We start from the raw sequence: 12763 nt of genomic DNA on the forward strand, positions 1-12763 counted from the left end.
ACTAGGAATTAAATATTTGTGTTAGTATTTTATCGGTTATTAAATAGGTGGGTTTTACCCCTGTGGTCCCCAAACCACCGGATGCCAAGGTGCTCCCTGTTTCCAAAGGGTTATCGGAAGCATAATAGGCATAACGTACTTTAACATCTTCCCTAATGCTCTTTCTAATTTTGGATGCGGATTGTATTGCCTTCTGATAATGCACCCCTTCCATTTCCAACCCAATTACGTTCCAAGTGGATTCATGAAAGAATTTTAGGATGTCCCTATTTTGCAAAGAGGTTCCCAATACAGTCACCATGGCTCCTTGTAAAACTTTTAGTCCGTTGCCTTCAAAATCCTCTTTTCGTAATTCATTTACGAAGGGGTAATTGTCTGCGGTTCCTTCAAAAATATGGGCATCGGGAATCATTATATCCCCTTTTCCGCCTTCCAGAATTCCTGCTTTTCCCATAATGGTAATGGAGGTCACATTTAAAAATACCTTTTGGTTTTTTTTAATCTTGTATGGTTTCAGCAATTCATCAATGGTTTCATAAGCTTGCTCCCCAAAAGCGTAATCCATAACAAAGATAACAGGTTTTTCATTTTCTGGACAGTTTGTTGGCAATTGGTAACAACAGGCGTCTTTGCCCAATTTGGCCATGTCAAAAATTTGTACATCTATATTGGTGCCAGAAACGTCATCAATGGCGATCATCCCGTTCTTTTTCGCTTGGGCAATTACCTTTTCCCTTAAACCGGAATTTTTGGGAATGCTCAAAGCCTCATATATCTCCAATTTTGTCTTTCCTGCCAAGGTTTTGGACAATGCTTTTTTGGCGAACAATGAATTCATTACGCTGTGCATATTGGCACTTATGATATGGATGGGACGTTCTATAAGTCCGTTTTCCTTTAATGCCTCTTTAATCCTGTTGGCCCAACGTTCCCCATGAATGTGATGTCCCAAGCGCTCCCGTAACATGGGACTAAAGGTAATAGCTCTTTTGTTCCCTGTGGTTTCTTCCTCAATGGCCAGTTTGCCCAACCAATAGATAATCTTTAAAAAACGTTCCGGATCTGAAGCTGTTGAGAGTTTTTTGTGAATCCCCATTACCTCAATAAACGGTCTTCCCAAAACATTGGCCATATGTATTAGGGCGACTTCCCTTTCCCTTTGGCTAAGTTCCTCTTTGTTAGCAGCCTGTTCCAATTTTACCCAATCCCTTATAGTTTTGTCCGTGTCTTCTATAAGGACCTTTTTGCTAAGTTTCTCGGATTCGATGAACAAAAAGGTAAGATGGGTTAGTATATCGTAAATATCCGATCTGCCACGGGTAATCTCAATGTTCATCTGTTCATCATCTATCCTGTAACAGTTTCTCCGTCTTTTGGGTGGAATAATAGGCTTAAATTGGGAACCGGCATAGCCTTCATCCGAGGTGAGGTTTATAAACCGGCATTGTTCTATGCCTTCCGGCAATCTTTCCAAAACATACAACAGCCCATTAAGTTCTGCTTTTTCCTCAGCAATGGAACCGTATATTTCTGGGCGTAGTTGTAAAAGAGATTGTCTTAAGGTTGCTCCGGAAACACCTGACGGCTTGTAAAATCCACGGTTGAAAAGATGCCGCATTGTTATGTACAAGCGTTCAATGGCATTGGTGGAATCTTGTGCCCTAGTAGTGTTAACGGATTTACTCATAAGCAGATTTCGTGCAAAACTACAATTTATATTGTTTATTTTATTTCCGGTAGAGCTTTTCTCAGATTTCTTCCTAACGCTAAAATTATAAATTTAGACTTTTAGGTAATCAATAATTGTAAATATTAAAAAATAATGGCTGGTTTTATTATGAGTTCTTTATTTTAGACCAGCTTCTTAATCCATCGGCTACTTTTCGGTCATTGGATAAGCGCTGTACTTTGTTCTGACCTCCCAACTTTCCAATAGACTTCATAAATTCTTGAAATCCATCTTTTTTTATTTCGGTAATTTTTAAAGTTTGGAGAATTTTACCTTCAATTAAATCGAAATAATAAGTGTTTTGCTGCTGCAAAGCCTTATCCAAGATGCTGATGAATTTTTTAATGTCTGATGGGGGATGTTCAAATTCGATCAGCCATTCGTGATATGGAAGTTCTTTTTCTTCCGGATTAATTTGTGGGGCTACTGTAAATTCGTTTATGCTGGCATCTGTTCCCTCTATAGCCTGTTTCATTGCTTCTTCCACTTCCTTACCAATAACATGTTCCCCAAAGGCGGAGATAAAATGTTTAATTCTTCCGGAAACGATGATTTTAAAGGGCTTCAATGAAATAAACTGAACGGTATCCCCAAGATTGTAAGCCCATAAACCGGCGTTGGTAGATATGATCATTACGTAATTTACTCCCAGTTCAACATCGTTGAGGGTAATACGTTTGGGGTTTTCCACAAAGAATTCATCGGCCTTGACAAACTCATAGAAGATGCCCGAATTCAATAACAAAAGCATTCCATTTTCCTTTTGGGAATTTTGGTAGGCGAAAAATCCTTCACTGGCGGGGAATAGTTCTATACTGTCTACGCGTCGCCCGATGAGGTTCTCAAATTTTGCACGATAGGGCTCGTAGTTAACCCCTCCATAAATGAATAGCTGAAAATTTTTGAATAGATCTCCTATTTTTTTGTCCGTTTTCTTGTTCAGCTTTTCAAAATACATTTGAACCCAAGAGGGTATTCCCGCAATAACCGTCATATCCTGGTTGACCGTTTCCTCTACAATTTTATTTACTTTAGTGTCCCAATCTTCCAAGCAATTGGTTTCCCAGCTGGGCAATCTGTTTTTTTGGAGATAATTGGGAACATAATGGGCAGATATCCCCGATAATCTTCCGATTTTAATCCCATTTTTTTCGTTCATTTCGGGACTTCCCTGAAGAAAAATCATTTTTCCATCCACAAAATCTGCATTGCCCGTTTCATGAATATAATTTAGAATGGCATTTCGCGATGCTTCAACTTGGTACTTAATGGATTCATGGGTAATGGGAATGTATTTAACCCCAGAAGTGGTCCCGGAGGTTTTTGCGAAATAGGCAGGTTTATCCGGCCATAATACATCTCTCTGACCAGCTACCACCTTCTCCACATATCCCTTTAATTCTTCATAGTCCCTAATGGGGACGTTTTCAACAAATTGGGAATGGGTTTTTATCTGCGAAAAATTGTGATCCTTACCAAAGTCGGTATTGTTGGCTGTAGCTATGAGCGATTGGAATATCTTTTCCTGGGTTTGAATGGGATTATTTACCCATTCGGCAGTTTTTTTCGCGATTTTCTTGGCAAATATTTTTGCTGCAAATGATTTTAAACTCATTTGAAATTATTTAAAATCTATAAAATTTAATGGGTCTATCGGGCTACCGTTGCTCCATAGCTCAAAGTGTAGGTGTGGTCCTGTGGTCAACTCCCCTGTATTTCCTACCGAAGCAATGACCTCTCCAGATCTCACTACATCACCCTGCCCCTTGTTTAAGGATCCATTGTGCTTGTAAACGCTTAATAGTCCGTCCATATGCTCCAAGATAATTACATAACCGGTTTCCGCTGTCCATTCGGCAAAAATTACGGTACCGTTGGCTACTGCCTTTATGGGACTGTCCATGGGAGCAACCACATCTACGGCAAAATGCTTGTTTTCGGTATTAAATTCTTGGGATATTGTTCCGGATAGGGGAGAAAAAAGTACCTGCCCGGGATTGTTAATGTTTCTTTCAAACAAATTGTATTTATCCTCCAAAGCTACCTGTTCCCTCAATAAGGAATCTTCCTTGATCGGAGTTAGATCTATAGTAGAAGGATCCAGTTTATACTGGTCGAATAGGGAGTCCCTATTAATTTCATTATTTTCGACATCACCCCTTAGTACTTTTCTTATATTTTCTAAATACCTGTTGGTATAATTTAGTGTAGCAACCAAAGAATCAGTCCTATAGGTAAGTTCGGTGGCTTGTCGCTTTAATTTAGTGGAAGAGTATCCCGGAATATATTCCCGCAATGGTGTAAAGGCTATTAGCAATATGGTGAATCCAATCAACCCAATAATGAACAGAGATCCAGTTACAAAAACATTCATCCTGCTCAGCTTAAATGAAATTTTTTCCTCAAAGGTACTTTCATTCAAAATCACCAGACGATACTTGTGTAAAAGTTTCTGCTTAATTTCCTTTCTTTTCTTTACCTTTTTGGCCATAATGAACAAAGATAGGGTTAGTATTTAACTTTAATTCCTTTATTGTAGATTTTGATTTCCCACAATTTTTTCACTGCAAAAGTATCTATTAGGAAAATATATTCTAAATTAGAATAATTAAAATATATTATAGACGTTAAAATTAACAGCATTCTAACATCTTTTTTAGTACCTTTGTTATTCTTAAATTATTATACCATGATAACTTTAAATACATTCTTAGCCATTGGGCCAATGCAAATCGCCTTGGTTGTGGCCATCGTCCTACTATTATTTGGAGGTAAAAAAATTCCGGAATTAATGCGTGGATTGGGAAGCGGCATTAAAGAATTTAAAGATGCTTCCAAGGAAGATGATAAATTGGAAGAGAAAAAGGAAAAATAGTTCATATTTTAAATATTTACAAAGAACATCTGCCATAGTGCAGGTGTTTTTTTGTTTATACAACTGACCAAATTCACATTTCTTTTCAATCAATGCCGCTTGAAGGACTTGATAAGTGGATAATTTAATGCCCGAAATTTCTTGTAAAATATATAGCTGATCTATCGTGTAAGGGATGTCCCATTTTATTTCTTCATAAAAAGGAAAAATACCAATTGGAATTTTGGTTATACTTCCCAACTATATTTGTAGCGCTTGATTACCATATCTTTAGTCTTAAAAAATTGGTCAACAATAGATGGAAACGGAACCAATTTATAATTTTCTTCTGTTTATTCGTGTTTAATATGCTGTGGTTTTTCCCGTTGAAAGCTAAATAAATCTCTGTAAATGGCTATTACACCATTGAAAACAGAGGATTCACAACAAATTATTTTTTCACGGCACTAACCGCTCTAGTTTTAGCGTTGGTAATAAAATATAAGGTATTTGTAATTCACTAGGGAAGTTAATTATGAATTTTACAAATGCCGCTATATTATTTGAATATTGGACCCCCAAGATTTTTTAATAGAATAAACATGAAACAACTTCTAACAGCCTGCTTGCTCCTTTTTGCTATTATTGGCAGTGCCCAAGGAATAAGGAATAACGTTGCCTCCGTTATGGATAAACGGTATTCCAATATAGATATAAGCGCCGGTAATGGATCCAATTCTTCCAACATTAGGGTTACCCCTGAATTTTTTAGAAAGAGGGCTGCTGCAAATCGTATAAAAAGCAGGACTTTTAAAAATATTAAAGGGGCAGTTGAAGGCTTTTATATTGTCTCTGGTGTATTTTCCGATTTAGGAAATGCTCAAAATTTGGCTCAAAATTTAAAAAGAAAAGGTTTTGCAGCAGGTTATATTAGTAACCCCAGTAATGGTCTTAACTACGTCTATTTAAGTAGGTATGATACATTGGATAGCGCTATAGCTGCTTGCAATTCCAAGTTGAATGGTACCTATACTGATCCATTTTGGCTAATGAATGTGGATAATGGTGGTACATCAAAAAAGATAGGGATAAACGGCAATGGTACTGTTTCAAATTTGCCTTTACCTAATATAGCTTTGGACAAGAATTCAGATCAAGCGGTAAAGGATTATCCGAAAGGGGTTAGAGCTCTGGATCAAGATGAAAAACCCGAGCCAAAGACCAATAATACTGCGCCCAAGGAGGAATTATCCGTTGAAGAGGTTACTTATGAAATGCTAAGTCCTATTGCGGAGGAACCAATGGTAAAGAATAAAGAAAGGGGAAACAGTTTAAATGAAAATTTAAACCCCAATGCTGCAAGGCTTATAAATAAAGCTGATCAATATTTTGATAAAATGTGGTATGCTGAAGCTGCCGAACTATACGAGGAAGCACTTAAAAAAGACTCCAATAATTATTCCCTTGAAATACTTCAAAAGGCAGGAGATTCCCATTATTACAATACGAATATGGAAAGGGCCTATTATTATTACAATATCATATTTGAAAGATATGAAGAAGAAGTGTCGCCCGACCAAATTTTTAAATATGCCCATACCTTAAAGGGGACCGGTAAATATTCCAAATCCAAGAGAATGATGCGTCTCTATGACAAGGAGGTTCAAAAAGGTAATGTAGGTTCTAAAATGGATTTTAATGCAAGCCAAAAGGAAGCCGTCCTAGACAATATTCTTAATATGGAACTTAAATTTGGACTTAAAAACTTGGCAGTAAATACTAAGTATTCAGAGTTTTCGCCTATGTTTTACAATGATGACGAAATCGTATTTGCATCCGCTAAAGACTCCTCCATTTTTAATACCAGACGGTATAAATGGAATAATCAACCTTATTTGGATCTATACGTCTCCAAAGTAAATAAGGAATCCCAAGACCTTAAGGAAGCAATTAGGTTTTCGAAAAAAATAAATTCCAAGTATCACGAAGCTTCAGTAACCTTTACCCCGGATAATTCAACCATGTATTTCACAAGAAATAATTATGGTAAAAAACTAAAAAGGGACAAAAATGGGGTCAATCATTTAAAAATATATGTTTCCAATAAAGTTGATGGAGAATGGACCGAAGCTGAAGAAGTGCCCTTTAACAGCGATGATTATTCTACCGGGCATCCAGCATTAAGTCCGGATGGGAAAAAACTCTATTTTGTTTCGGATATGCCGGGAACCATTGGGGATACCGATATTTTTGTGGTAGATGTTTTGGATAATGGAAGTTACTCGGAGCCCAAAAATTTAGGTCCTGGTATTAATACGGAGCAGAAGGAAATGTTTCCATTTATCAACGATAAGAAGTTATACTTCGCTTCCAATGGCCATGTTGGACTAGGAGGATTGGATGTTTTTGAAGTGGCTTATGATGAGGAAGGTTTTAAAGAGGTAACCAATATGGGTCAGCCAATTAACAGTAATAAGGATGATTTTTCCTATATCGTAAATGAAGAAAACCAAAAAGGATATTTTGCCTCCAATAGACGTGGAGGTAAAGGGGATGATGATATTTATTCCTTTGAAAGACTCGTACTTGAAGAAGTAGTTAAGAATGCCATTTCGGGTGTAGTTACCGAGTTGATTACCGGCGATTTAATGCCCAAGGCCCTGGTCACCCTCTTGGATGAGAATAATATTAAATTAAAGGAAATGGTTACGGAAGATGACGGTTCCTTTGTCTTTGAAGATTTGGATTCCAATACCAAATACACGATCAAAACAACTAGGAGCGAATTCTTTGAAAATGTAGTTACAGCCGAAACCAAGAAAAATGAGGTGGTAAATGTGGATATTACCATGAAAAAGCTAAAAGAGCTCATTGTAATTGAAGACGGGATTAAAAAGCTTAAGACCGATATGATTTTCTTCGATTTTGATAAATCCTACATAAGAAAGGACGCATCGTTGGAACTTGATAAATTGGTGGAAGTGATGACCGAGTATAAGGATATGGTAATAAAGATTGAATCCCATACCGATTCCCGAGGTCCTGATGTCTACAATAAATATCTATCGGACAAAAGAGCCAAGTCTACGAAGGCCTATCTTATTTCCAAAGGCATTTCTGCAGACCGTATTGAAAGTGCCATTGGTTATGGTGAGGAGCGTTTGATCAACGAATGTGGAAATGGAGTTCGTTGTAGCAGGGAGAAACACGAACTTAATAGGCGTTCAGAATTTATAATTGTAAAGATGTAATTTCAAGACATACCCTAAATCAATAGGGTTATAGCCGCCTTTCCTTTATGGATAAGGCGGTTTTTTTATACTTTCAATTCAACAAATATACTGTTGAGTATTATTTTTGACTTAACCAAATTCCCGAGCTAGACCGTGCGGAGTCCATTTAGTAGATGTTTTTAATATTATACGGAGGACTTATCATAATGTAAGTGTTTGCCATATTTAGACTTTTTTTTGAACATGTAGAAATCTATTGCTGTATATAGTTGTATCCCTTTGGTTCTAAGGTTGTGCTTAGTGGGTATGGCAGCCAACGTAGAAGTTATAATAAATAGTCAAATCCGTTTTCACAACGTTTAAGGGTCTATTTACAACAAAAAAGTCCGATGAAATACCTAATCGTTATATTTTGAGTTATATAAGTCTAATAACCAACCATATAACCAAACCAAATATTATGAAAAACGTTCTATTAGTTAGAGAAATTTATTTAGAGGCATTTAGAAACCTAGGTCACGCTTTTGTTAAATCCTTTTTTAAGGTGATGAGCTGGTTTTGTTTTGCTAGTTTCTTAATCGTACTCTATGCCTTTATATTCAGAATTACTACGGGCTTTGCATTTGATTAAAACCATAAAAACCAACCAAACCAGAAAACGCCCTCAAGGGCGTTTTTTTGTTTCCTATAGGCCTTCTTATCCCTTGCTTTGGCTTAGACCAATTTGAGGAGCGGGGTTCAAAGCTATTTTGATGCGTTTTATCGGTGTTTGTATTATTATGCGGTGCAAGTTTATGTCAAAAAAAATAGGGCCCGTAAAAGGGCCCTATACAGTATATTTATTTTTTACAATGTCATTATTTACTGTCCGAGAACTTCACTGTTTTTAAAATGGCTTCAAGCTGGAACATATCGTCCCTTTTTTCAGTAGCTGGAGCAAAAACAAAACCTTCAATGACCACTTTCCTATTGTTTTTGTCGTCGTTGATGATATAGGTAAGAAAAGGTCCCGCCATGGGATATCCGTTTATCTCCCATATGCCCTTAACTTCGGCAGCCTTTCTATTGGCAACTTCCACGGGGAAAACATAAGGAGCAAAGGCTTTTTCGGTCATCATATAGGTTATTTTTCCAGGTACATCGGGCCCCGGAATATATTGTTTTCCTATAGAATCCCGCATGGCCACAATATCCTTAACAAAGGTGGAGTCGTTTTTAAAATAATCATTGGGAATATCATATGCTATAATATTCATACTCCCTTTTTGAATCTGTCTATCGATCCATATAAAATTGTTCTCCTGCTTTCCTACCTTATAAATAGAGGGTAGGGACAGGGTTATGCCCAACTTATCGTTCAATACTGTTTCTTTACTAAGTGATTTTAAGAAACGCTTTTGTGACTCCTGGATTTCTACCTCCTTAAAAGCTTTGATAATCTCATCGGCTTTAGCATCCAAATTTGAAATAATTTCTTCATCCGTTCTTCCCTTGATGACACCAACTTTTTGGGGAGTGGCATAAACATCGGTTTTAATGTGGGCAAGGCTCAATGTATCTTTTTCAACAAAAAGCACCGAACGGGTTTGTAAAATGGTGCCAGAGAAGACTTTTTGGGGCATTTGATTTATAGTGAACAGGGGCTCCTCCCAAGAAAGGCCCAGAACAGGCGCTGCAAAATGCTGTCTTACCCGGTCCCCAACTTTCCCTTCCCATAGTTCATTGTCCATTACAACCGCCAAGGAATTTATGGCACCGATGGACTCTGGCAGATATTTCTTTTTCTCTTTTTCTTCACAAGAGACAATGATCAAAGAAAGTAATAATACTACTGCGGTAATTTTTTTCATATAGTTATTTATTTACGAAGAACAATCGCACAATTTTAACTTTGTGCCCGGTTTTATGTCATTACCACTAATACCGTTCCATTTTCGTAAATTATCTATACTAATTCCAGGATATTTTTTAGAAATGGTCCAAAGGGAGTCCCCACTTTTAACCGTATGTACCTTATTACCTGCCGCAGCCACTGAATTTGTTGAGCTTTTGCTGGTATTTGTTGAGCTTATCGATGATGGAATTTTTCTTGGATAAATAGTTAATCTTTGACCTATTCTAAGGTTGTTGCTTCGTAGACCGTTCCAATTTTTAATTTGGCTAACACCTACTCCGTACCTTTCTGCAATCTTTCCCAAGAAGTCGCCACTGCGAACCTTGTATGTAATTTGGTCTTTAGACTGTACTATTTGTGGTAAGGGCTCTTCTTTGGATTTTAGTTGATTCTGTACATGGGCATAGATTGCCTCCTCATTGGCGACAAATTTCCCCAATGCATCCACTGGGAGCCGCAGGGCATAATTCTTATCCTTGACATAGGGAATTACCTTTAACTTGTAAGCAGGATTCAAAAACATCAATTCCTCTTCGCTAACATCTACCAATTCCGAAATTTGATTAAAGGTAATAGTGCTCTTCACATGTATGGTATCGGTCTCAAAATAAGGACGATCAGTGACTTGTCTTGTAAATCCATGTTCTTCCGCATATTCAAAAATATACATGGTAGCCAAAAATGCCGGTACATATCCCGCTGTCTCCCTGGGAAGGTTTCTTCTTATATTCCAGTAATTCTTGTAGCCCCCAGATCTTCTTATAGCCTTGTTTACGTTACCAGGCCCAGAATTATATGCCGCTAGAGCCAAATCCCAATCGTTAAAAATACCATGTAGTTTTTTAAGATATAAACTGGCTGCCTTGGTAGAATTAATGGGATCGCTGCGTTCATCCACATAACTGCTTACATCCAAATCGTACATTTTCCCGGTACCGTACATAAATTGCCACAAACCGGTGGCGCCGACCCGCGAACGGGCTCTCGGATTTAGTGCAGATTCAACAATGGCCAAATATTTAAGTTCCAAGGGTACATTTTGATTGTCCAACTCCTGTTCGAACAAGGGGAAATAAAACTGGCTAATAGTCAACATTCTGCTCATCATATCCCTTTTACGGGTAAGAAAGTATCGTATTACATTTTCCAACGAGGGATTGTAAACAATGTTAAAGGGTGTTTTTTGATTTAGGAGCTTCAGTCTGGCCTTTAAGGTGTCCGTATCTACATTGAAATGATAAACAGAATCTATTTCCAGGGCAGTTATGTCCTGATAAATGGAATCGAATAAAGAGGAACTGTCGTACAATTCCTTCATCCATAGGCTATCGAACTTGGCAGTTTCTGGACGGTCCTTTAAATCATATTTTTTCTGACCTTTCACCAAAAGCAACGGATTGTCCTGAATATCATCCTTGGCTTCCATTGTTTCCATCTGCTCAACACCTTCCATTTCCATGGCCGTAGTATCCACTGTAATTTCTTGTGTCTTCAAGACATTAAGGCCTTGCTTCGCAGCGGGTATTGAGTCAAATTCCTGTGCTACGCCTGTAACAAAGAAACCCATAGACAAGACTCCCAATAATATATATCTGGATGTATTCATAAGGTTTGTTTTTTTAAGCGGGGCAGACTAAAATCGTGATTTTTTTCTAAACTTTAAAATTTAATTTTTAAAAGCTGACCAAAAAACAGATAACCCATATTAAATAACGTCTTATTTATGCCAATATTGCTGCTATTCCCGGAAGGGTTTTGCCTTCAAGGCTTTCCAACATGGCTCCTCCGCCAGTGGAAACATAGCTTACCTTGTTTTCAAAACCAAATTGCTTGACCGCGGCAACAGAATCTCCGCCACCCACTAATGAAAAGGCACCTTTTTTTGTTGCTTCATCAATATAATTACCAATGGCAATAGTACCCTTGGCAAAGCTTTCCATTTCAAAAACTCCAATAGGACCATTCCATAAAATGGTTTTCGATTTTAAGATTACCTCCTTAAATATTTCCAAGGTTTTGGGCCCTGCGTCCAAACCTTGCCAACCATCTGGAATCTCGTTGGAGTTGACCACTTTGGTGTTGGCATTGTTGTTAAAGTCGTCCGCTGCCAAAACATCTACTGGAATATGCACTTCTACTCCTTTTTTCTTGGCTTTGTCAAGAATTTCCAAGGCCAATTCCATTTTATCATCTTCACAGATAGAATTTCCAACCTTTCCTCCTTTGGCCTTAACAAAGGTATAAGTCATTCCACCACCAATAATAAGATGGTCTACCTTATCCAAAATGTTTTCGATGATCGTAATTTTTGAAGACACCTTTGCACCTCCCAAAATTGCGGTCACAGGTTTTTCTCCTGTTCGCATTACTTTTTCTATGGCTTCTATTTCTTTGGCCAACAAGAACCCAAAACATTTCTTTTCTGGAAAAAATTGGGCAACTATGGTAGTAGAGGCATGTGCTCTATGTGCAGTTCCAAAGGCGTCATTTACATAAATGTCCCCTAGTTTGGATAATTGTTCAGCGAAGTTTTTATCTCCTTTTTCCTCTTCGGCGTGAAACCTTAGGTTTTCCAACAAAAGAACTTCACCACTCTTTAATTCGGCCACAGCCTTTTCTGCTACTGGACCGATGCTTTCAGTTGCAAATTTAACCTTTACCCCAAGTACTTCGGATACCTTGTTACAGATATGCTTTAGTGATAAATCAGGATTTACTTTTCCGTCGGGTCTTCCTAAATGACTCATTAGTACGGCACTTCCGCCATCTTCCAGTACTTTAATGATAGTAGGCTTTGCAGCTTCAATTCTATTGTCGTCGGTTACATTAAAATCCGCATCCAATGGAACATTAAAATCTACCCTTATTAATGCTTTTTTACCTTTAAAATTAAAATCGTTGATGGTTTTCATTTGCCACTTTTTTTTAGAGAGTGACAAATGTAAAGATTTATAGGTAGTGTTTAAAGAGACTATTCCATTTATTTGCATGTCTTATGGCACAATGTTGATTTTAGAATTGTAAATAGTTGCACGTCAGGCAAAATGTGAAGT

9 protein-coding genes are annotated in these 12763 nt (G+C 37.6%); 3 read left to right on the plus strand and 6 right to left on the minus strand.

Features of this window, described 5'->3' with window-relative positions:
• Position 1: 1 nt before the first annotated feature.
• The 3 genes from KO529_RS08975 to KO529_RS08985 all read right to left on the minus strand — a co-directional run bounded on the left by KO529_RS08975 (position 2) and on the right by KO529_RS08985 (position 4220).
• Positions 2–1687, minus strand: a complete 1686-nt coding sequence (locus KO529_RS08975) for a DUF6909 family protein (protein ID WP_215947576.1) — start codon at positions 1685–1687, stop codon at positions 2–4.
• 148 nt (positions 1688–1835) lie between these two features.
• Positions 1836–3344 carry a GH3 auxin-responsive promoter family protein gene (locus KO529_RS08980; protein ID WP_215947577.1) on the minus strand — a complete coding sequence of 503 codons (1509 nt, stop codon included), beginning with the start codon at positions 3342–3344 and terminating at the stop codon, positions 1836–1838.
• A gap of 6 nt (positions 3345–3350) precedes the next feature.
• Complete coding sequence (locus KO529_RS08985) at positions 3351–4220, minus strand: M23 family metallopeptidase (protein ID WP_215947578.1); 870 nt, start codon at positions 4218–4220, stop codon at positions 3351–3353.
• 198 nt (positions 4221–4418) lie between these two features.
• On the opposite strand from KO529_RS08985, the gene KO529_RS08990 reads away from it, so the two are divergent.
• The 3 genes from KO529_RS08990 (at position 4419) to KO529_RS23665 (ending at position 8447) form a co-directional block, all read left to right on the plus strand.
• Entirely contained in the window at positions 4419–4604 is a 186-nt protein-coding gene (locus tag KO529_RS08990; protein ID WP_031446154.1) for a Sec-independent protein translocase subunit TatA/TatB, read from the plus strand.
• A gap of 581 nt (positions 4605–5185) precedes the next feature.
• Entirely contained in the window at positions 5186–7834 is a 2649-nt protein-coding gene (locus KO529_RS08995) for an OmpA family protein (RefSeq protein WP_215947579.1), read from the plus strand.
• A 442-nt stretch (positions 7835–8276) separates the two neighbouring features.
• Positions 8277–8447, plus strand: a complete 171-nt coding sequence (locus KO529_RS23665) for a DUF6747 family protein (RefSeq protein ID WP_348646971.1) — start codon at positions 8277–8279, stop codon at positions 8445–8447.
• 226 nt (positions 8448–8673) lie between these two features.
• Here the strand turns inward: KO529_RS23665 and KO529_RS09000 are convergent, their stop codons facing one another.
• From KO529_RS09000 to KO529_RS09010, 3 genes are all read right to left on the minus strand, one after another.
• Positions 8674–9666, minus strand: a complete 993-nt coding sequence (locus KO529_RS09000; protein WP_215947580.1) for a DUF4837 family protein — start codon at positions 9664–9666, stop codon at positions 8674–8676.
• Positions 9667–9678: 12 nt separating this feature from the next.
• A complete protein-coding gene (locus KO529_RS09005; protein ID WP_252734358.1) occupies positions 9679–11316 on the minus strand; it encodes a lytic transglycosylase domain-containing protein in 1638 nt (545 codons plus the stop codon).
• A gap of 115 nt (positions 11317–11431) precedes the next feature.
• Entirely contained in the window at positions 11432–12622 is a 1191-nt protein-coding gene (locus KO529_RS09010; RefSeq protein ID WP_215947581.1) for a phosphoglycerate kinase, read from the minus strand.
• Positions 12623–12763: the final 141 nt, after the last annotated feature.

The organism is Arenibacter algicola (assembly GCF_018860365.1).
Taxonomy (GTDB): Bacteria; Bacteroidota; Bacteroidia; order Flavobacteriales; family Flavobacteriaceae; genus Arenibacter; species Arenibacter algicola_B.